This is a genomic window from Advenella mandrilli (assembly GCF_016595155.1).
GTDB classification, from domain to species: Bacteria; Pseudomonadota; Gammaproteobacteria; order Burkholderiales; family Burkholderiaceae_B; genus Advenella; species Advenella mandrilli.
Genome location: NZ_JAENGP010000001.1, coordinates 1 through 21,390 on the forward strand (window position 1 = coordinate 1; position 21,390 = coordinate 21,390).

Below are 21,390 nucleotides of genomic sequence, written 5' to 3' on the forward strand. Positions count from 1 at the left end.
CCTGCGGTTGGTAAACAGGTAGGCATGATGGGGCTGGGCGGCACCAAAGACCATGACCACGCGGCTCAGCAAGGTATCCATGCCAGCCCGCATGTCGACAGGTTCGGTACCCAACCAGATCTGGTCGTAATGCTCCGACCAGTGCCGTCTTGAATTTCCTCGTAGAAAAACGACAATAGGTTCCAATCTATTTTTAGGTTGGAACTTATGAACAGCACTCACACTTCTACAGACGCGTACCGGCGTCTTTCTCGCCGTCATTTCACCAAAGATTTTAAACGCAGCGTGGTTGAGCATTTGCTCAGCAATGAATTAACGGTCGCTGAGGTTGCCCGTGAACACGATTTGCATCCCAATCAATTATGCCGTTGGCGTAATGAATACCATAACCAGCAGCTGGAAACAACCCCCGCCAAATATCAAGACACTTCCTTTTTGCCCGTTACCGTGACGGAGCCGTCTCTTGCCCATCAAAAGATGACGATTAAGGGACGGGATCCGCACGATCAAACACAGGTGGTTTTAACCATCACGCTACCCAAGGGGAGCTTACAGGTCCATCACCAGTGTTCGACACAGTTATTATCCATGGTCATTGAGGCGCTTAAATGATTGGCTTACCCGCAGGAACCCGCGTCTGGCTGGCGGCAGGTGTGACCGATATGCGCCGGGGCTTTGATGGTTTGGCCGCCATTGCCCAGGACGTCTTGCAACAGGATCCCTTCAGTGGTCATGTATTTGTCTTTCGTGGACGCAAAGGCGACCGTATCAAGGTGCTATGGTGGAGTGGAGACGGTATGTGCCTGTTGGCCAAACGCTTGGAACAAGGCCATTTTGTCTGGCCGCAAGCTGAATCCGGATCAGTGCATTTAACGCCTGCGCAACTGTCCATGTTGCTCGAAGGCATTGACTGGCGACGGCCCGCCAGAACACATAAACCGAGTCGCGTATAGACGCCCTAAAAAACGACAGAATGGCGTATTGACTGGCGTTCCGGCTTTTTATTTAATGCTGTCAGGGTGGTTGTTTGGTAAAATAACGGCTATGCCTACACCGCCACCGCTTCCCGATTCCATTGAAGATTTACAGCATTTGGTGCTTGCCATGCAAGCCGACATGGAAGCGGTTCGGCTGGAGCGTGACACCCTGAAATCAGGACGCCTGAACGATAAACAGGAAATCGAACGCCTGACTTTATTACTGGCCAAATTACAGCGCCTGCTGTTTGGCCAGAAGTCTGAGAAACTGGTGCGCCAGATAGAACAGCTGGAACTGGAGCTGGAAGAACTGCACATCAAGCAGGGAGATCATCCCGTTCAGCCAGAACCTGTTACACCGCCAACGCGCACCGCACCGGTGCGCAAACCTTTACCCGAACATCTGCCTCGCGATATCCAGGAGCACCTGCCGCAGGCGTGCTGCTGCCCCGATTGTGGTGGCGCCTGGCAACGTATTGGCGAAGATGTGAGTGAAGTGCTGGACTATGTCCCCGCCAGCTTGCGGGTGGTCCGTCATGTGCGTCCCCGCTTCAGTTGCCGCCAGTGCGATCGCATGGCGCAGGCACCGGCCCCCAGCCGCCCCTTGGCGCGCAGTTATGCCGGAGCAGGATTGCTCAGCCATATCATGGTCTCCAAATATCTGGATCATTTACCCTTATACCGCCAAAGCCAGATGTGGGAGCGGGAGCATGTTTCCTTGAGCCAGAGCACGCTGGGCGACTGGGTAGGTGGCGTGCATCAATTGCTGCGCCCATTGATCAACGCCTTGCACCAGCATGTCTTTAGCGCCCGCAAGCTGCATGCCGATGACACCCCGATTGCGGTGCTGGCACCGGGGAGCGGTAAAACCCGGCAAGCCCGCTTATGGGTGTATGCCCGCGATGATCGCCCCAGTGGCGGCACCCAGCCACCGGCGGTCTGGTTCCGCTACTCACCCGATCGCAAGGGCATTCATCCACAAACCCACCTTAAAAACTTCGAGGGTATTTTACAGGCCGATGCCTATGCTGGTTACAACGAGGTATACCGAACCGGCCAGGTGACCCAAGCGGGTTGCTGGGCCCATGCCCGGCGCAAGTTCCATGATATTCATGTCCATCGGCCCTCTGATATTACCCATCATGTGCTCACTCAAATTGGCCGTTTATATGAGATTGAGGCCGGCATCCGGGGCAGTCCACCACTAACTCGTCAGGCTGAACGCCAGGACAAGTCATGGCCAATTGTGCTTGCCTTGCATGAGTGGTTCATGCAGCAGTTGCCGACCCTGTCACGCAAATCCGTGACGAGCGATGCCATCCAGTATGCCCTTAACCAGTGGCAGGCCTTGACACGCTATCTGGATGACGGGGAAATTGAAATCGATAATAATGCGGCAGAACGGGCATTACGTGGCGTGGCTGTAGGACGCAAGAATTATCTATTCCTGGGTTCGGATGCGGGTGGTGAGCGGGCGGCAACGCTTTACAGTTTGCTGGGCACGGCCAAACTGAACGGGATCAATCCCGAAGCGTACCTGCGTCATGTGCTGTCGGTGATTGCCGACTATCCGGTTAATCGCATCGACGAATTATTGCCCTGGCGAGTGCAGCTGTAAAAAACAAGTTTTAAGCTGTCAATACGGTATGGGGCGGAGCGTTACGGTCTTACTCGTTACCAACGCAGGAGGGAACGAGCCGGTGCCTTCGTGGATTTTAACTGATTGAGATATGCGCTGTGGCCGGAACTCAATCCAGAAACGTCAGCTGCTGTGCCCGGTTGGGTGCTTCCCGGCTGTATTTAAAAATCAAAGTACCTTCATAGCCTTTTCTTCTGCCGGCTTCTACTGTCAGGTACCAGGTGGGGATGTGCGCCATGTTTTCCAGGCGGCTTAGCAGTTCTGTAATGCTGCCGTCTTGGCGGGTCTTGAAAATGGCAATTTCCTGTGCGGTCCAGGCAACACCCGGCGCTGCTTCAGCTTTGTCTGCGTCGTAGGTTTGCCCAGCGTAGCGAATGGCGTAACCATCTTTGGTTTTGTCGCAAGAAGGGTTGGGGCATTCCATTTGGAATACTTCTTCTAGCGCGTTTTTAGAGGGCATGATGCTGGGGGTTTTGTTGTACCCGGCCCGCAAGGTAAGCACTTCATCGCATAAATCGGCAATGATCTTGGGGTTGGCAATGTCCAGGAATTTGGCCGTGGCAATCCAGTGCTTGCCAGTATCAGCCTGCCTGGCTGCATCTCGCAGAAGTTGGATTTGTGCCGTATTCATGAAGTGATAGTGCCTGAGTTAAAGAAACGAAGCTGGCATTTTAGACAACTTTAAGCAAGTTGTGGCGGGTTTGAAAGTGTAGGCGTTATTTTGTAGGCCAGATAACTGAAAAAATTGTGCCATAGCAGTTATCAAGCCTATTCAACTTTGGAATAGTTAAAAATAATCGTCAATATGTTGATCTATTCGGGATTTATTTGTTAATCTTTCTGGTAACATCTTGTATAAATTAATGAATAGCCAACAGGAGACACAATGGCTGATTTTGATACAGGCCTTCAACGCAACAAGGCCAATTATGCCACCCTAACCCCCATTGATTACCTGCAGCGTGCCGCCAGTGTTTATGGTGATCGCCTGGCAATTGTACATGGGCCAATCCGGCAAAACTGGGCCGAAACCAACCGTCGCTGTACGCAGTTGGCCGTTGCCCTGCGCCAGTTGGGGGTTCAGCGTAATTCTACGGTTGCCGTTTTGTTGCACAACACACCTGCCATGGTAGAGGCCCATTTTGGGGTACCCATGTCGGGTGGTGTGCTGTGTTCGCTTAATGTGCGGTTAGACACAGACAGTCTTATTTTCTGTCTCGAGCACGGCGAGGCGGAAGTGTTGCTGGTAGATAGCGAGTTCGACGCCCATATTCCTCAAATTCGTCGCAAATTGCCGCATCTTACTATTGTTCAGGTTAATGATGCCTTGGGGCCACAAAATGTACCACCGTTTGCCGAGCTTGATTATGAATCCCTGCTGGCTTCTGCCAAAGACCTCGATAACTGGCAAATGCCTAGTGATGAATGGGATGCCATCGCGCTTAACTACACCTCAGGCACCACCGGTAATCCTAAAGGGGTGGTGTACCATCACCGGGGCGCAGCCCTTAATGCACTGTCAAATATTTTAGAATGGGATATGGTCAAGCATCCTGTTTATATGTGGACCTTACCTTTGTTCCACTGCAATGGCTGGTGTTTTGCCTGGACAGTGGCTGCCCGTGCCGGGGTTAATGTATGCCTGCGTAAGTTTGATGCAAAGGTTTGCCTTGATTTAATCCGCGATGAAAAGGTCACGCATTATTGCGCCGCTCCTGTGGTGCATTCCGCCCTGGCCAATGCGCCAGATGATCTTAAAAAAGGCATTGACCACACCGTTAAGGGTTTAATTGCCGGTGCAGCGCCACCTGAAGCCGTGTTGGCCAGCATGGAAAAAATGGGTTTTGATATTACCCATGTTTATGGCCTTACCGAAGTCTACGGCCCTGCATCGGTTTGCGCAGAGCACGACAGCTGGCAAGCGTTAAGCACAGAAGAACGGGCTAAACTTAAATCTCGCCAGGGTGTGCGCTATCACCTGCAGGCCGGCTTAAGCGTAAAAGATCCGTCCACCATGGAAGACGTTAAGGCCAATGGTGCTGAAATGGGCGAGTTGATGTTCCGGGGTAACATCGTCATGAAAGGTTATCTTAAAAACCCGCATGCAACCCAGGAAGCCTTTGACGGTGGCTGGTTCCATACGGGCGATCTGGGTGTCATGCATGAAGATGGTTACGTGCAAATCAAAGACCGCAGCAAAGACATTATTATTTCAGGTGGTGAGAACATTTCCAGTATTGAAGTTGAAGACGTGCTGTATAAATACCCGGGCGTGGCCAACTGCGCGGTGGTGGCGCTAAGCGATGAAAAATGGGGAGAAATTCCGGTTGCCTTTGTCGAGCTGAAAGAGGGCGCACAAGTTCAGGAAGACGAAATTCTGGAATATTGCCGTGACAACCTGGCTCGTTTCAAGGTGCCTAAAAAAATCATATTTGGTGAGCTGCAAAAAACAGCCACCGGTAAAATCCAGAAATATGAATTAAGAAAACAGGCGCAGGCATTATTATCTTCATCGTCATAAAGGGCAAGTTGGTTAAAAACTAAATGAGATGGTCAAAGGGCATATAAGCGTTTCTTATATGCCCTTTTTTCGTTTTGTCTGCCAGGGAAGGGAAAGTCCCTATACGCAATTACTTTATTAATTTTAAAAAATCGGCATAATTCGTCTTTATAAGTAAATATATTTACATAAATGGAGGCGGTGATGAAAAGGGAAAGAGGTTGTATTTTAAGTAAGGTGGCAAAGGCAAGTGTTGGTCTGTCGTTAGCCTTGGCTGCATTGCCGGTAGCGCAGGCCAATGAGGCAAAAATCAGTGACAATCTGGTCAAGATAGGGGTGCTGACCGATATGAGTGGCCCTTATTCAGATTTTACCGGTGCCGGAGCAGTAACCGCCGCACAAATGGCGGTTGATGATTTCCAGAAGGAGAATCCCGATTTCAAGATACCCATAGAATTGGTCAGTGCCGATCACCAGAACAAAATAGATGTTGGCATGGCCAGGGCCAATTTATGGTTTGATGTGGACAAGGTGGATGTGATTACCGAGTTGGTCACTTCCAATATCGCTTTGGCAGTCAGTAAAATTGCTGCCGATAAGAACCGGATTGCGCTGGTGTCCGGGGCAGCGTCCTTGCCGTTGACTAACGAGCAATGCAACAAGAATACCGTGCATTGGGTTTATGACACGTATTCGCTGTCCAATGGCACGGCCAAATATGTGCTGGATTCAGGCAAGAAGAATTGGTATTTTATTACAGTTAACTACACCTTTGGCGGTGCCATGATGGATGCCGCTGGCAAGGTGATTGAGAAAAACAATGGCAAGATTGTGGGGTCTTCCAGGCACCCGCTGAACTCAACCGATTTTTCTTCTTATTTGTTGAATGCCCAACAGTCCAATGCCGATGTCATTGCCCTGGCTAATGGCGGCCAGGACACGATTACCGCTGTCAAGCAGGCTGCCGAATTTGGCATAACACAGTCTAAGCAAAGCATTTTACCCATGGTCATGTTCATTAATGATATTCATGCGCTTGGGCTGGAAGCGGCGCAAGGCCTGATGCTGACAGAAGGTTTTTATTGGGATCGCGATGACAAAACCCGTGCCTGGTCAGAGCGTTACTATACCCAAACAAACAAAATGCCCAGCATGGGGCAGGCCGGAGTGTATTCATCGATTATCAACTATCTGGATGCCATCAAGCAAACCGGTACTGATAAGGCCGATAAGGTAATGGCTTATTTGAAATCAAAAGAAATTGATGATGGCCTGTTTAAAGGCAAGATTAGGGAGGATGGCAAGTTTGCCCATGATATGCTTTTACTTGAAGTGAAAAAACCGGCCGATTCCACAAGACCATGGGATTATTACCAGATCAAGGGTGTTATCCCGGCCGAAGATGCCAACCTTCCATTGTCAGAGTCCAAATGCCACTTGGTAACACAGCGTTGAACATAAGGAGTCAATATGCCTGAATCGGGGTTGATTGGTAAGGAGTTAGGGTCTCACCAGGTGCCGGTTTCCCTGTTCCAGGTACAGTTTTATGCGAAAGTCACCGGGCAGACCGAGCGCTGCTTCTTTGATGAGGTTTATGCCAAAGCGCAGGGGTATCCGTCGGTCGTGGTGCCAGTGGGGTTGTTGTTTGGCCTGGAAATGAACAAGGAAAGCCCGTATGCCTGGTTTGACGAGGTGGATCTGGATGCCGGTAAAACATTGCATGCTTCGCAGGAATTCATCTGCCATGGCCAGTGTTTTGCCGGTGATGTACTAACTTTTACTTCCCGGGTGGCAGATACCTATACCAAAAAAAACGGCACCCTGTATTTTCTTGAGCGTTATACACGGGTGGACAACCAGGATGGAAGGCATGTAGCCGATTTGATATCGGTGTTTGTGGAAAATCGGAAATCATGAACAATTCAGGGTTTAAATTAAGGCATTGCAAGGCAGGAGACCCTTTGCCGATATGGCATGGGGAACCCTTTAGCCGTGCGGCGCTGGCTCTTTTTGCCGGGGCTTCGGGCGACCATAATCCATTGCATATAGATAGTGATTATGCACAAGCTGCCGGTTTTGATGATGTTTTTGTGCATGGCATGTTTACGTTTGCCTTCATGCAGCAGTGCCTTGCCCGCATTGTGCGGCAAGAGTCTCTGGATAATATCAAGGTGCGCTTTGTGAGCATCATGCAGTTGGCAGAGCAACCGGTATGCACCGGCATAATCAGACAGGCAGAACAAACCGAAACCGGCCTGCAGTTTATGATGGACTTGAACGTTTGCAACCAGCATGGTGTGCCAAGGCTAACCGCAGAGGTGCGGGTAACATTGCCTTTTATTTGAATATTCAGAACACTGCTTTGTTAATGCCCAATGCGTCGCCTGTGATCCGTACCGGTGTTGCAAGGGTAGGGTGCGGTATTGCACGTCATAAAGCAAAAAATGCCAGGCAATGCCCCAGAGGATAACTGTCAAGTCAAGTCACGTCACGTTCAATCAAGTATCATTATTGCTGCCAAATGATGTTTTTAACCTTGAATAGGTGCTTATGACTGCCGTTTCACCTGCATATACGCTTTCGATTTCCTCTTTGCCAGCCCTGTCCATTGACGCGCTTGTGGCGGGTGATGCCCGCCAGCAACTGGTGTTAACGGTTAATAACCGGCAGGCATTGCGCCTGAAGCAGCTACTAACCCAACAAATGGGTTCTTCTGCCCGCATTGTTGAATTGCCCTTGATTATGCCGCTGGGCCGATGGCTTCGTGCTTTGCATGATGCCCGTTTGTTTACTGCGCAAGGTCATGTGCCGGCCATTGCGCTGGACCGTTTTGCCGAACAGCTGGTGTGGGAATCGGTTATTGAGCAGGAAGAGGGGGCGGGGCGTTTGCTGGACTTGCCGCAAACGGCAAAAATGGCTGCTGATGCCCATCATTTGTGTGCCGACTGGCATATTCAGGTTAAAGATGATGAAAGCACGCAAGAATATGAACGATTCAGGCAATGGCAAAAGGCTTACCTGCATCGTCTGTCCCAAATAGATGCCGAAGACGATTGCCTGATGCAGGAAAGTCTGATTCGCACACTGGAGAACGGGGAAAACCTGGACTTGCCGCAGCAAATTATTTTGCTTGGGTTTACAGAATGTGCGCCGCGCTTAAGCAGATTGTTAAATGCTTGTCAGGATAATGGCACAGACCTGGCGGTACTGGCAGAAAATTCGGCCAGCGCCAGTGAGGTTGGCAAGACAGCGTTGGGTGATACGGTAGCAGAATGGGAAACGGCCATTGAATGGGCCAGACAGGCCCTGCAAGAAAATCCCCGGGGCACGTATGCGATTGTGGCCCCCGATCTGGAAGCAAAAGCACCGTTGGCCAGGCGCTTGCTGGCACAAAATCTTGGTCGCCATGAGCTGTCCTGGAACGTGGCGGTTGGCCGCCCATTAACAGAATGGGCCCCCGTGCGGGCCGCGTTTGCCTGGCTCAGGCTGCTGGCACAGCTTGGCAGCCGCCGGCAATGCGAGGTACAGGTGTTGGGCGCGGCCCTGCTGGCCGGGCATTGTGCGGTCAAACCGTCCGCCTTGGCCGCCATGGCACAACAGGATGCCCAATTGCGTCAAAATGAAGATATAACGATTCCTGAAGCGGATGTTCTGGCTGTGTTTGATCAGTTTGCCGATGATCTTTCTTTTGATTTTAAAGAGATTTACCAACACTGGCGCCATCCTTTTCAGGAAAAATATACCCGTGCCCGCACAGATCAATGGGCGCAGCGTATTCGCGAATGCCTGGTTAGTCTGGGGTTTCCGGGGCCGGCAACCTTAAGCAGTAGCAACTTTCAGGTGTGTCAGGCCTTTGAAAATCTGTTGGTCCGCTTTTCTGCCCTGTATGAGGTGGGCGGGCTTCTTGATGGCACAGGTGCCTGCGCCTTGTTGTATCGGCTTGCCCTGCAATCGGCTTTTCAGCCACAAAGGGACAAACAGGCACGGCTTGATGTCCTGGGGTTTCTTGAGGCTGAAGGCGGCCGTTGGGATGCCGTATGGATTTTGGGCTTGACCGACGAGGTATTGCCTGCCAGTCCTAGCCCCAATCCTTTTTTGCCGGTCACCGCACTGCGTCGGGTTAATGCGCCCCGTGCCACCCCCGAACGGGAAAAAGCCTGGGCCGATGAGATGTTTCATGCTTTAAGGCAATGTGCCCCGCAAGTCAGCGTAAGCTGGCCCCTGATGGAGGGTGAAAAAGAGCTCAGGGCATCTTCATTATTGGAAGATATTCCATTGTTTGAGGTTGAAATTTCATGTGCGGACGCAAAAGAGACCGCACTTAATCCTAAACTTGAAGTGTTGCCTGATCATCAGGCCCCTGCGCTTTCAGGAAACCGTCCGGTAAGAGGTGGCCTGGATGTGCTGGAAACCCAGGCGCGCAATCCGCTGTGGGCCTTTGCCCGTTACCGTTTGGGTGCGCGCGAACTGAAAGATTACCCGCAGGCGGTGAGCCAGCGGGTGCGCGGCATTTTTCTGCATAAAGTCATGGAACTGGTGTGGGGCATGTTGCAAGATTGGGAGCGCCTGGCTGAAAAATTTGAAGACGGCTCTCTTGAGGCTTTTGTGAATGAATGCGTGGAACTGGCAGCCGATCAGGAGCTGAAGCATGATTATGCTGCGGTGGTGCAAATGGAAAAAGACCGTGCCCGCCAGATCGTAATGGATTTTTTGCTCATTGAACTTAAGCGCGAACCTTTTGCCGTGCAGCAGCTGGAGCAGGATGTGAAGTGGCAGCGTGCGCAGGTCAGCCTGTCATTACGCATGGACCGGATTGATACCTTGGCGGATGGCCAGCAGGTGATTGTCGATTATAAATCCGGCAGTACGCCTTCCTTCAAACAGGATTGGTCACGAGAGGTGCCGGTTAATTTGCAATTGCCTTTTTATGCTTCGGTGATGGGGTCTGGCAAGGGTAATCCGGTGGCCGGGCTGTTGTTTGCCCGCTTGAATGCCCGCCAGATTGAGCTTAAGGGCATTGCCAATGAAGACCTGGGTATTGACGGCCTGGACAATCGTGACAGTTGGGAGCCGCCGGTTTCCTGGGATGAATTGTTGCAACGCTGGCAACGGGTGATGGAACAACTGGCCGATGATTTTTCTGCCGGCAAGGCATTTAACCGTGCCTGGCGGGAAAACGATTTGCAGTATTGCGATGTAAAACCCTTTTTAAGACTGGCGCAAGAAAGTGACGATGAGTGAAACCATGACAGCAGAGCAATTCTTACATTCCCCGACACACCCGCTTAGTGATTCGGGAGAACGCTTGCCCAGTGATTATCAGGCCCGTGCACGGGCCGTGAAACCTGGTGAGTCGTTCCTGATTCAGGCGCCGGCCGGTTCCGGCAAGACAGAGTTGCTAACTGACCGGATTCTGGCCTTGTTGGCCACGGTGAACCGGCCCGAGGAAATCCTGGCCATTACCTTTACCCGCAAGGCAGCATCGGAAATGCATGCGCGGGTGTTGAAAAAACTGGCGCTGGGTTTGCAGGAAGAAGAGCCTGAAACAGCGCACCAGAAAAAAAGCTGGCAACTGGCTCGTGCGGCTTTGCACCGTGACCTGGAAAAAGGCTGGAATTTGCTGGCGCATCCGGCCCGTCTTAGCATTAAAACCATTGACTCGTTTTGTGCTTCGCTGGTGCGCTCCATGCCCTGGCTGTCGGGGATGGGCGGTATGCCTTCGGTGGCCGAAGATGCCCGTGCCCTGTACGGCAAGGCGGCCCGCAAAACACTGGCCCATATTGACAGTACCGAATGCGTGCAGGCACTGGTGGCGCATCTGGATGTAGATTTGCAGCCTGCCGAAGAGTTGTTGGTGGATATGTTGGGGTTCAGGGACCAGTGGCTGCAGGTGGTGAATGACCCTGCGGGCGCCATGCAGGTCGTGATGGAATCCCTGGCGCAGGCCATGGATGAGGATATTGCCAGGGTGAGCGGGCTGATGCCTATGGGTTGGGCCAGCAGTTTGGCGCCCATGGCCAGGATGGCGGCCAGTACCTTGGCAGACCCGGCTGTCAGCCACGATGATGACTACCCGCTACTGGACTGGGATGGCACCCCCCTGTTGCCTTACTTTACGGATATTGCCCGCTGGAAGGCGATGGCCCGCCTGTTGCTGACGGGTAAAGGGCAGCTGCGCAGCCGCTTAACTAAAAACGAAGGTTTCCCGCCCAAGACAGAGCACAAAGATGCCATGCAAACCTGGCTGGAATCACAGCGGCCTGATTCGGAAGAATGGACGCAAGCCTTGTATGATTTGACAAACTTGCCGGATGTTTTGATGACTCCGCAGCAAATGCATATTATTGCTCATCTGCTGGAATGCCTCAAGCTGGCCGCGCAACAGCTTGAACAGGTTTTTGCCAGTGAAGGCGAGGTGGATTTTATTGAAATTGCCTGGCGGGCAGGGCAGGCGTTGGGCTCTGTAGATGATCCGGCCGAATTGCTGCTGTCGCTGGATGCCGTGATTAAACATATTCTGATTGACGAATTTCAGGATACCAGTCAGGTACAGATTGACCTGATTCGCAAGCTGACGTCAGGCTGGCTGGCCAACGAAGACCGCACCTTGTTTCTGGTGGGCGACCCAATGCAATCGATCTACCGTTTCAGGAAAGCCGAAGTGGGTCTGTTTTTGAAGGTGTCCGAGGAAAGCATTAATGATTTGCCATTGACTGTGCTCAGATTAAGTGAGAACTTTCGTTCCCGCTCGGGCGTGGTTGAGTGGGTTAACCAAGCCTTTGCAAAGGTATTCCCGGCCACAGATAACCCGGCGCTGGGGGCCATCAAATATACGGCATCGGTGCCCTTTAATAACGAGGGAATGTCGCCGGCGGTGTTGATGCATCCATTTTATTATGGCAGCCACATACCCGCCCAATTGCTCAATGCAGATACCTTGCCACAGGTATCCGTCCAGGATGAAGAACCTTCTGTCATTGAAATGACCCCTGCAATGGCCGAAACAGCCGCTCAGGACAGGGTGATTGAACTGGTCAAGTCGGCACTGCAAACGCATGCCGGTAAAAAAAATCCCGTCGCCATTCTGGTGCGGGCGCGAACACATCTTAATGAATTGATGCATCGATTAAGCATGGAAGGCATTCCCGTGCGGGCTGTGGACTTTCAGCCACTTAAAGACCGTCAGGTGGTGAGCGATCTGGTGCAGCTGATTCGAGCCTTGTCGCACCCTGCCGACCGGGTGGCCTGGCTTTCCCTGTTGCGCTCACCCTTGTGCGGCCTGACCTTGGCCACGCTGGATACCCTGTTTGGCGAACAGCAGAAAATACCGGTGCCTCAGTTGCTGGCACAGGTATTGGCAGGCACTTCCGGCGCTAACGGGCAAGCGCTTGCCGAAGCGGCGGATTTGTCCGCGGCCGAACTGGCCCGTGTGTTGCCGGTGGCCCGGGCCTTGCTGAATCGCTCTTTTGAGCGGGATGCCATCACTTTTTCAGCCCATGTGGAATCCGTTTGGCGCGGTTTGGGCGGGTTTGTTTTTTATGCGCATGAAAGTGAATGTGCCGATGTGCAGACGGTGCTGCGCCTGCTGGACAAGATTGCCCCTTATGGTGGCCTGAATCCTGCCGATCTTGACCGTGAACTTGAGCGCCTGTATGCCGCGTCCTCGCATGAGCAAAATGCGGTCACCATCATGACGATGCATAAATCCAAGGGGCTGGAGTTTCAGGAGGTTATTTTGTATGGCCTGCATCGGGTACCCCGCAATAACCCCGATCCTTTGCTACGGTTTGAGCAGTCCGAGGGGCACTTGTTGCTGGGGCCGATCAAGCCTAGGGCATCACAGGAAAAAGATCCCATTTCGGTCTATCTGGCCGGACGGGAAAAAAAGCGCACCGATTATGAGCTGGATCGCCTGCTATATGTTGCCGCCACACGGGCATGCCAACGGCTGCATTTGGTAGCGGTACTGCAGGTTAAGGAAGGGGTGGTTGCCAAGGCGTCATCCAGCACCCTGTTCTCGCGCTTACAGCCTTTAATGGATACCTTCGATACGGTTAAGCCGCCATATTTGCCTGTGTCGCTGGTCAATAACGGGCAGGGCAATGAAAACAGTCGCTACGAGGTGGTGGGGCCGCCGTTAATCCGCTTTACCGATGCCACGATGCAAAGCCTGCACGCGCAAGCGGGTGTCGTTTATAAGCCGGCAGCTCCTGCTCTTCACGATGGCGGAGCCTGGCAGTTTGAAGAGCGCCTTGAGGCACATATCGGTACGGTGGCGCATGCCTGGCTGGCCCGTATGGGGCAAGATCAATTACAAGGCTGGACACCCGCACGGATTCAGTCGGCTGAAAATATTATTGTGCGCCAATTGTTGCAGGAAGGTTTGCGTCCCCAACAGGCCCGCGAGGCTACCGGGCGGGTGCAGTCACTATTGCTAAGTTGCCTGAATCATGACAAGGGGCAATGGCTGTTGACACAGGCCAATGCCCGTCAGGAATGGGAACTGGTGGATGCCAATGGCAAAGTGCTGATTGTGGACGTGGCGGTTTCCGAGCCTGATGGCTGGCTGGTGGTTGATTATAAAACAGCACAACAACATGACAATGAGTCTGATGAGGTGTTTGAAGATCGTCTGCGGCAAACTTACCGTAAACAGTTGCAGGATTATTGTGAACGCTTGACTGCCTTGGATGGTCGTCCTGCCCGAGCGGTTATTTACGCGCTGGGCACAAATCGCTGGTTAACGCTATAAGCGGTCTTGTAGCCGGATTATTTCATAACAATGATGTAATAAGTTGTTAATTTATGGGTTTATATAAAACATTTATTTGAAAAAGGGGAATAATGCTTGTCAACTAATTATGTTTACTAGATTTTAAGTTTTGGAGAGCCAATGAATCCGATTAATCATGCAGCATGGAAAACAACAGTGTCAGACAAAAATACAAGCACGGTGTTGCGCAATTGGATAGTGTGTGGGGCAACGGCAGTTGCGGTTTTTAGCGGTTTGCCGGTAATGGCCCAGGCGGTTAGCCCCATCATGGCTGCCATGCAAACGGTGTATGAAGCGGTACCTGCATCTTCTCCTGTAGCAGTTACCCAAAATGATGATACCCGTACGATTTCTGTAGGCGGGCAAGCTAATGGAAAAGAAGTGTCCGTGGCAGGTAGCGAAGGTCCTCGTGCGATTTCAGGGGTGGCGGCAGGAAGCCGGCCTACCGATGCCGTGAACTTGGGCCAAACCAAAGAAATGTTTAATGATGTAAACCGTAAAATACGTCAAACCGAACGCAAGGCTGATGAAGGCACAGCGGCCGCGATTGCCGCAGCCAATTTGCCACAGGCGGTTTTGCCGGGTGAAAAAGTGGTTGGCGTGGGTGGCGGTACCTGGTCGGGTGAGTCCGGTTATGCTGTTGGTGTATCTGCTGCAACCGACAATGGCAAGTGGTTGCTTAATGGCTCTGTGGTGGGTTCTTCGGGTGGTGATGTGGGGGCGGGCGTTGGCGTAGGCTATCGCTGGCGTTAAATGTGCACGCAGTCCGGGTTAATTTTCACTTTTAGATTGTAATAATTTCCAAAGCTGCTACAATGCTTGTCGGTGGGCCCCTTCGCATGGGCCGGCGGTGAAACTGGTCAGGTCGGGAACGAAGCAGCCATAATCGCTCAGGTTCAGTGCCGAAGTAAGGCTCACCCCCCTATACCCATATACAACAAAAATATTCAGTACAACAGTCGTCACCTTCAGGGTGACGTTTGTATTTCTGGGCTACAATCATTCACATGAGCTACCTTGTTCTTGCCCGTAAGTGGCGTCCCCGATCCTTCGAAACCCTTGTCGGCCAAGAGCACGTGGTAAGGGCATTAAGCAATGCCCTTACCACCCAGCGACTGCATCATGCCTGGTTATTTACGGGTACCCGTGGTGTTGGTAAAACCACGTTGTCACGCATTCTTGCCAAGTCCCTTAATTGTGAAACCGGCATCACCGCCACGCCTTGTGGCCAATGCCGTGCCTGTGTCGAAATAGACGAAGGCCGCTTTATTGACTATCTTGAATTCGATGCGGCTTCCAACCGGCGGGTCGAGGAAATGACGCAACTGCTTGAGCAGGCCGTGTATGCGCCCAGTGCGGGCCGTTTCAAAATCTACATGATCGACGAAGTTCACATGCTCACAGGGCATGCGTTTAACGCCATGCTGAAAACGCTCGAAGAACCGCCGCCGCATGTCAAGTTTATTCTTGCCACCACCGATCCGCAAAAAATTCCCGTTACGGTATTGTCCCGTTGCCTGCAGTTCAACCTGAAGCAGATGCCACCCGAGGCCATTGTGGGTCACCTGGAAAACGTGCTCACGCAGGAAGAGGTTGGTTTCGACCTTGGCGGTTTGCGACTTATCGCACAGGCGGCCGCCGGCTCCATGCGCGATGCCCTGTCTTTAACTGATCAGGCCATTGCTTACAGTTCTTCCAATATTACCGATGCCGCCGTACGCGAAATGCTGGGCACCATAGACCAGAAGTATTTGGTCCGTTTCCTGCAGGCGTTGCTGCAGGGTTCGGCGCAGGGCGTTATGGATACGGCCAATGAGTTGGCAACGCGTGGGTTTTCCTATTCGGGTGCCCTGGCAGATTTGTCGGTCTTGCTCTCGCGCATTGCGATAGAACAGCGTTTGCCGGGTACCATCATGCCAGATGACCCTTTGCATGAAGATATGCAGGCATTGGCCAGGGCGTTTCACCCGGATACCTTGCAGCTGTTTTACGGCATTGCCGTGCATGGCCGTAATGAACTGTCTTTGGCGCCTGATGAATATGCTGGTTTTGTCATGACGGGCTTAAGAATGCTGTCACTGGTCAGTACGGTAGATGTGGCCGCATTGCCTGCACCTGTAGCCACAGTGGCTGGCGCAGCAGCACAGCCTGAACTTGTAACCAAGGCCAGCGCACCAAAGGCAGGCGTAAGTACTCATCATGCCGCTTCAAATCGTGAGGTGGCCACTGCTGTTGAACATAATGCAGAAGCCGCTTCCGTTTCGGTGAAACCCGATGCCAGTACCACGGCTGCTCAGGTAACTGCTGATGGCAATATTCCAGCTGCCAGAAATGAAAACACGGCTTCCGCTGAACATGCGCTAAGCACTGAGCATGCGGTCATTGCAGAACCAGCAGTAAGCACTGAAAAAGCAGCAACAGCAGTAACCGCTGAAAAAAAAACGGCTGAGGATTTTATTCCTGCCTGGGAAGACATTCCTGACGACTGGGAATTGCGGGCTGTTCCCGCACCAGAGGATGAAGTGTTTTTTGAGCAGGCAGTGCCTCCTGATCTTGATCTGGATCTGTCAGACCCTGAATTGGCCTCTTTTCCTGTTGTGGAAGAAGATGTGTCCTGGGTTCCCAGTCACCAGGGCCAGTCGGCAGGGTACAGCCTGCAGCAAATGACGTCGCATGACTGGACTGTTTTGTCACAAGAACTGCCCCTTACCGGTGTGGCGGCCGAATTTGCCAAGCAAAGCGAATGGCTGGGTTTTGAAAACAACGAAATCCGTTTGCGCATTCCTGTCAAGAACACGAATGAGCTGGGGGCGAAAGCAAAACTGAATACGGTGCTTACTGAATATTTCAGGCAAGTGGTGAAGGTGTCTTTCGAGTATGCCGAAAACGTCGAGGAAACCGCCTACGCCTCGATTCGTGCCGAACAGGCTGCGCGCCAGGAAAAAGCCGAGCAGGCCGTGCAGGAAAGCGAATTTATCAATGCCCTTATTGAAGAGTTTGGTGCCAAGGTGCTTCCTGAAAGTATTAAACCGTGCTGATTGCCGTGATCTTTACGTATTAATCTACTAAAATACATGTTATTCCCATTAATCAATGAATCAGGAAATCATTCATTATGATGAAAAATCAACTGGCTGGCTTGATGAAACAAGCCCAGCAAATGCAGGACAACATGAAAAAAGCCCAAGAGTCGCTGGCGGACATTACCGTCGAAGGCTCTTCGGGTGGTGGCCTGGTTAAGGTAACCATGACGTGTCGTAACGATATAAAACGCGTGGTGATTGACCCTTCCCTGCTGGAAGATGAAAAAGACATGCTTGAAGACCTGGTGGCCGCCGCTTTTAATGATGCCCTGCGCAAGGCTGAAAGCACCGCCCAGGAAAAAATGTCTTCCGTAACGGCTGGCATGCCATTGCCACCAGGAATGAAATTTCCATTCTAATGCGTGATAATTTACCCGAGCCGGAACCGCTTTCTGCGTTGGTAGATGCCTTGCGCAGATTGCCCGGTGTGGGTGTCAGAAGCGCCCGGCGCATGGCCTATCATTTGCTGCAACACGATCGTAAAGGGGCACAGCAGTTATCTTTTGCCCTGTCGCATGCCGTTAATAATTTAAGGCACTGCCAACGCTGCCATTCTTTTTCCCAAGATGAAATATGTGAAACCTGTCTTAATCCCAAACGGGATGACAGCTTGCTTTGCATTGTAGAAACCCCTGCAGACCAGAATATGATAGAGGCCAGTCATGGATATCGGGGTTTGTATTTTGTGTTAATGGGCAGCCTTAAACCCCTTGAGGGGGTTGGGCCCGGAGACTTGGGTTTTGATAAATTGCTTGAGCGTGTTAGTGATGGCAAAGTGCAAGAGGTTATTTTGGCCACCAACTTTACGGCTGAGGGCGAAACCACCGCCCACTACCTGGCTGAAATACTTAAAAGCAGAGACCTGAAGGTATCCAGAATTGCCAGAGGGATTCCCACTGGCAGCGAGCTTGAGTATGTTGATGCAGGCACTATTGCCTGGGCCTTCATGGAGCGGCGAAGCTCCTGAAGACCTGTTCAGGGACAGTTTAGGCCTTTACAAGGCGCTTAGGCGCGGGCCTGTTCAATAATCCGGTCCAGCTTGATGGAATCGGCCACGAAAGCACGAATGCCTTCGGCCAGTTTTTCGGTGCCCATGGCATCTTCATTAAGCATAAAACGGAATGAGGCCTCATTGATTGCAATCGGATCAATATCCAGTTCGCTGGGGTTTTCGGTATTTAGTGCTGGCTGAATCGCTTCATTGTTGCTTGAAAGGCTTGCCAGCAATTCCGGGCTGATGGTTAACAGATCGCAGCCGGCAAGGGCAATAATTTGCCCCTTATTGCGAAAACTGGCACCCATAATTTCGGTTTTGATATCGTGTTTTTTGAAATAGTTGAAAATACGGGTAACCGATTTCACGCCAGGGTCATTCACGCCTGCATTATCTTCTTCAATCCAGTCGTTGCCAGCATTCTTTTTGTACCAATCGTAAATCCGGCCTACAAAGGGTGAAATCAACTGCACTTGGGCGTTGGCGCAGGCAACTGCCTGAGCCATCGAGAACAGTAATGTCATATTGCATTTAATGCCTTCGTTTTGTAAAATTCGGGCAGCATTAATACCTTCCCAGGTAGAGGCAATCTTGATAAGAATGCGATCACGCGACATGCCTTCTTTTTCGTAAAGTCCAATAAGGTGGCGGGCGCGCTGGATGGTGGCGTCGGTATCAAATGAAAGGCGAGCGTCCACTTCGGTGGAAACCCGGCCTGGTACGATGTCCAGTATTTGTTTGCCAAACTTAATCAGCAGGTGATCCAGGGTTTGTGACGTGCTGGCGTTGGGGTGGTCCCGGATGGTTTGTTCCAGAAGGGGGCGATATACTTCTTTCTGAATCGCTTTCAGGATAAGGGACGGGTTGGTGGTGGCATCGGTAGGACGATGCTCACGCATGCTTTGGAAGTCTCCGGTGTCAGCGACAACAGTCGTGAATTTACGTAGTTCATCTAATTGATTACTCATATATACTTGTATCCAGGATAGAAATTATAATGACAACGATATTGGAAGTTGTTTATCAGGTTCCATATGACAATATAGCCTGATTTTTAATCAGGATTTAAGTCTGGCAGGTATCATGTCGTTTATATGTTTCAGGTTTGACAGGATAGTGTGCAGGTTGTAGGGTTTTGCCACTCAAAATTATTGTTTTGTGTGAATGTCAGCTGTCAATTTGTGAATAGCTTGATATCATCTCATCGTGAACGATTCATTTTAATTAATAAGGTTGTAAGTAAATGCCACTTAAATTGGGTGGGCTATTTTCAGTATTTTTAGGCCTGCTCTTGTCCGTAGGAACAGTATCTGCGCAATTCGATCCCTCTCTGTCAAGGACTGGCGTCGGGTTGCAGTTTGCGTTTCAGGAAGTTGCCCTTAATCCCTGTATTCCCGAGTCGGTTATCAAGGGTCGGTTTGGGCAAAGTGGCGTAAAACTGTTGCATGAGTCCCAAAAGCAGTGGCCTGCAAAAATGTGTGAAAACACGAAAGTGGCTAGCGGTTTGTTCGAATGGCTGTATATCAGTTCGGCCCTTCAGGCGCAAACTGATCGTCCGGTGCTAATCAGCCGTTTAATTAAAACTCGCAGCAATGGCCTGGCTTTATGCCAAACTGTTGCATGCCTGGGTGAGCGCTTGCCGCGCATGATAGAGTGGGCTCAAACCAACCTGGACCGTACCGCTGTTTATCGCGAAAGCGATCGTATCCGGGTAAAGTCAGAATTGTTATCACATCCCCGTCTTTCCTTGCGGGAACTGGTTTTGCCCTTGCATGGGCAATTCGAGCACTGCCGCAGTTCCACCTTTGACTCGCTTGATTTTTATACGGTAAACATAAAGGTTTCAGGTAAGGCCCTGGTTATGGTGCAGTGTAAAACCGCGACACCCGAAAGCCCTACCTGGATTATAGAAAATGCCGCTAATTCCAAGGTTTGGGTGCCCATCATGTTCAACCCGTCATTAAATGACCTGTACATTCTGCCTAACAGCCGTTATACCTACCCCACGCTTTATGGTCAAAAAAATGTCTCTGAGGGTATACGGGTTAGTTTCTTCGAATACGGAGAAGATCTTTACCAGCAAAAACTCGGATTTACCATTAATGCCGATGCTTCGGGTGAAACTTTAGCTTTTGATGTGCAGATGCCCTGAGAAAAAATAAAAATCATGGTTTTTTTCGCGTCTGAATCGTAAAATTTCTAATTGAAAATCAATAAAATAGTATAATGCCAAGGTTTATTTACTGATTTTAGAACTTGGGGTTTTATGACGCTGCCGTCACATATTTTCGGGGAAAATACAGAATCCCCTACCGCAATTCTGGCTTTGGCCGATGGTACTGTATTTAAAGGTATCTCTATTGGAGCCAACGGTCATACCGTAGCCGAACTGGTTTTCAACACCTCAATGACTGGTTTCCAGGAAATCCTGACTGATCCCAGTTATTCCCAGCAAATTGTCAGCTTTACATACCCGCATGTTGGCAATACGGGCGTTAACAAAGAAGATGTTGAATCTTTCAAGCCACATGCCGCTGGAATGGTCATTCGCAATTGCCCGGCCCGCATTTCAAATTTCCGTGCCACCCAGTCATTGCCTGCTTATCTTAAAGAAAATGGCATAGTCGCCATCTCAGAAGTTGATACCCGCAAAATTACCCGTCTATTGCGTGAAAAAGGGGCACAGGGGGCATGTATTCTGGTGGGTGATGACGTAGAAAAGGCGCTTGAACTGGCGCGTGCTTACCAAGGCATGCAAGGGCAAGACCTGGCCAGCCAGGTTAGCCGTCAGCAAACCGAGCACTGGACCGAAGGTACCTGGCAATTGGGGCAGGGCTATACCCAGCCTGACCAATCCAGCTATCATGTGGTCGCCTATGACTTCGGGGTGAAATCAAATATTTTGCGTATTCTGGCCGACAAGGGCTGCCGTTTAACGGTGGTTCCCGCTACAACGTCTGCAGAAGATGTCCTAGCCCTGGAACCTGATGGTGTTTTCCTGGCCAATGGCCCCGGTGACCCTAGCGCTTGCGGTTATGCCGTCGATGCCGTTAAGGTTCTCCTTGATAAAGAAATTCCGCTGTTTGGCATTTGCCTTGGGCAGCAAATCCTGGCGCAGGCTATCGGTGCCCAAACCCTGAAAATGAAAACAGGCCATCATGGTGATAACCATCCGGTTAAAGACGTGCAAACCGGCCGAGTATATATTACTGCCCAAAATCACGGTTTTGCGGTAGATGCCAATACTCTGCCTGCCAATGCACGGGTTACCCATGTATCTCTGTTCGATGGCACATTGCAGGGCTTCGAGCTTACCGATCGTCCCGCCTTCTGCTTCCAGGGCCACCCTGAAGCCAGTCCAGGCCCCCATGACATCATTGTCCTGTTTGATAAATTCATTAGCCAAATGGCACAGCAAAAGTAG

Annotated in this window: 18 protein-coding genes and 1 other RNA gene; 16 read left to right on the top strand and 3 right to left on the bottom strand. The window is 51.2% G+C overall.

Features of this window, described 5'->3' with window-relative positions:
* Positions 1-186 (bottom strand): IS66 family insertion sequence element accessory protein TnpB (gene tnpB / locus JHL22_RS00005; protein ID WP_200232590.1); only part of this gene is annotated, 186 nt, incomplete at its 3' end.
* A gap of 21 nt (positions 187-207) precedes the next feature.
* On the opposite strand from tnpB (JHL22_RS00005), the gene tnpA reads away from it, so the two are divergent.
* The 3 genes from tnpA to tnpC all read left to right on the top strand — a co-directional run bounded on the left by tnpA (position 208) and on the right by tnpC (position 2,595).
* A complete protein-coding gene (gene tnpA / locus JHL22_RS00010) occupies positions 208-612 on the top strand; it encodes an IS66-like element accessory protein TnpA (protein ID WP_200232591.1) in 405 nt (134 codons plus the stop codon).
* A complete protein-coding gene (gene tnpB / locus JHL22_RS00015) occupies positions 609-953 on the top strand; it encodes an IS66 family insertion sequence element accessory protein TnpB (RefSeq protein ID WP_169295558.1) in 345 nt (114 codons plus the stop codon). Before tnpA ends, tnpB (JHL22_RS00015) begins: the two co-directional genes overlap by 4 nt.
* 91 nt (positions 954-1,044) lie before the next feature.
* Positions 1,045-2,595 (top strand): IS66 family transposase, encoded by a 1,551-nt coding sequence (tnpC, locus tag JHL22_RS00020; RefSeq protein WP_200233115.1) that lies wholly within the window; start codon positions 1,045-1,047, stop codon positions 2,593-2,595.
* Between the two features lie 130 nt (positions 2,596-2,725).
* On the opposite strand, the gene JHL22_RS00025 is transcribed toward tnpC, so the two are convergent.
* Positions 2,726-3,247, bottom strand: coding sequence for a hypothetical protein (locus JHL22_RS00025; protein ID WP_200232592.1), 522 nt, complete (start codon positions 3,245-3,247; stop codon positions 2,726-2,728).
* Between the two features lie 255 nt (positions 3,248-3,502).
* On the opposite strand from JHL22_RS00025, the gene JHL22_RS00030 reads away from it, so the two are divergent.
* From JHL22_RS00030 to recR, 11 genes are all read left to right on the top strand, one after another.
* Complete coding sequence (locus JHL22_RS00030) at positions 3,503-5,137, top strand: acyl-CoA synthetase (protein ID WP_200232593.1); 1,635 nt, start codon at positions 3,503-3,505, stop codon at positions 5,135-5,137.
* 183 nt (positions 5,138-5,320) lie between these two features.
* On the top strand, positions 5,321-6,571 hold the full coding sequence (locus tag JHL22_RS00035) for an ABC transporter substrate-binding protein (RefSeq protein ID WP_200232594.1): 1,251 nt from the start codon (positions 5,321-5,323) through the stop codon (positions 6,569-6,571).
* A 15-nt stretch (positions 6,572-6,586) separates the two neighbouring features.
* Positions 6,587-7,033, top strand: coding sequence for an FAS1-like dehydratase domain-containing protein (locus JHL22_RS00040; RefSeq protein WP_200232595.1), 447 nt, complete (start codon positions 6,587-6,589; stop codon positions 7,031-7,033).
* Positions 7,030-7,461: a MaoC/PaaZ C-terminal domain-containing protein gene (locus tag JHL22_RS00045; protein WP_200232596.1), complete on the top strand. Its 432-nt coding sequence runs from the start codon at positions 7,030-7,032 to the stop codon at positions 7,459-7,461. Before JHL22_RS00040 ends, JHL22_RS00045 begins: the two co-directional genes overlap by 4 nt.
* A gap of 205 nt (positions 7,462-7,666) precedes the next feature.
* Positions 7,667-10,357 carry a PD-(D/E)XK nuclease family protein gene (locus tag JHL22_RS00050; RefSeq protein WP_200232598.1) on the top strand — a complete coding sequence of 897 codons (2,691 nt, stop codon included), beginning with the start codon at positions 7,667-7,669 and terminating at the stop codon, positions 10,355-10,357.
* Positions 10,358-10,361: 4 nt separating this feature from the next.
* Positions 10,362-13,868, top strand: coding sequence for a UvrD-helicase domain-containing protein (locus JHL22_RS00055; RefSeq protein ID WP_200233124.1), 3,507 nt, complete (start codon positions 10,362-10,364; stop codon positions 13,866-13,868).
* 141 nt (positions 13,869-14,009) lie between these two features.
* Entirely contained in the window at positions 14,010-14,642 is a 633-nt protein-coding gene (locus JHL22_RS00060; protein WP_200232599.1) for a YadA-like family protein, read from the top strand.
* A 71-nt stretch (positions 14,643-14,713) separates the two neighbouring features.
* Positions 14,714-14,811: signal recognition particle sRNA small type (ffs, locus tag JHL22_RS00065), an RNA gene on the top strand.
* 85 nt (positions 14,812-14,896) lie between these two features.
* Positions 14,897-16,927, top strand: a complete 2,031-nt coding sequence (gene dnaX, locus JHL22_RS00070; RefSeq protein ID WP_200232600.1) for a DNA polymerase III subunit gamma/tau — start codon at positions 14,897-14,899, stop codon at positions 16,925-16,927.
* A 77-nt stretch (positions 16,928-17,004) separates the two neighbouring features.
* The gene (locus JHL22_RS00075) at positions 17,005-17,331 is read left to right on the top strand and encodes a YbaB/EbfC family nucleoid-associated protein (protein WP_200232601.1); all 327 of its coding nucleotides are present in this window, start codon (positions 17,005-17,007) and stop codon (positions 17,329-17,331) included.
* Positions 17,331-17,939 (top strand): recombination mediator RecR, encoded by a 609-nt coding sequence (recR, locus tag JHL22_RS00080; protein ID WP_200232603.1) that lies wholly within the window; start codon positions 17,331-17,333, stop codon positions 17,937-17,939. The genes JHL22_RS00075 and recR overlap by 1 nt, the downstream gene beginning before the upstream one ends.
* Positions 17,940-17,977: 38 nt before the next feature.
* Here recR and tal read toward each other — a convergent pair whose 3' ends face one another.
* The gene (gene tal, locus JHL22_RS00085; RefSeq protein ID WP_200232604.1) at positions 17,978-18,934 is read right to left on the bottom strand and encodes a transaldolase; all 957 of its coding nucleotides are present in this window, start codon (positions 18,932-18,934) and stop codon (positions 17,978-17,980) included.
* A 275-nt stretch (positions 18,935-19,209) separates the two neighbouring features.
* Between tal and JHL22_RS00090 the strand changes: the two genes are divergently transcribed.
* Both JHL22_RS00090 and carA read left to right on the top strand, forming a co-directional pair.
* Positions 19,210-20,118 (top strand): hypothetical protein, encoded by a 909-nt coding sequence (locus JHL22_RS00090; RefSeq protein WP_200232605.1) that lies wholly within the window; start codon positions 19,210-19,212, stop codon positions 20,116-20,118.
* A gap of 114 nt (positions 20,119-20,232) precedes the next feature.
* Positions 20,233-21,390 carry a glutamine-hydrolyzing carbamoyl-phosphate synthase small subunit gene (gene carA, locus JHL22_RS00095; RefSeq protein WP_200232607.1) on the top strand — a complete coding sequence of 386 codons (1,158 nt, stop codon included), beginning with the start codon at positions 20,233-20,235 and terminating at the stop codon, positions 21,388-21,390.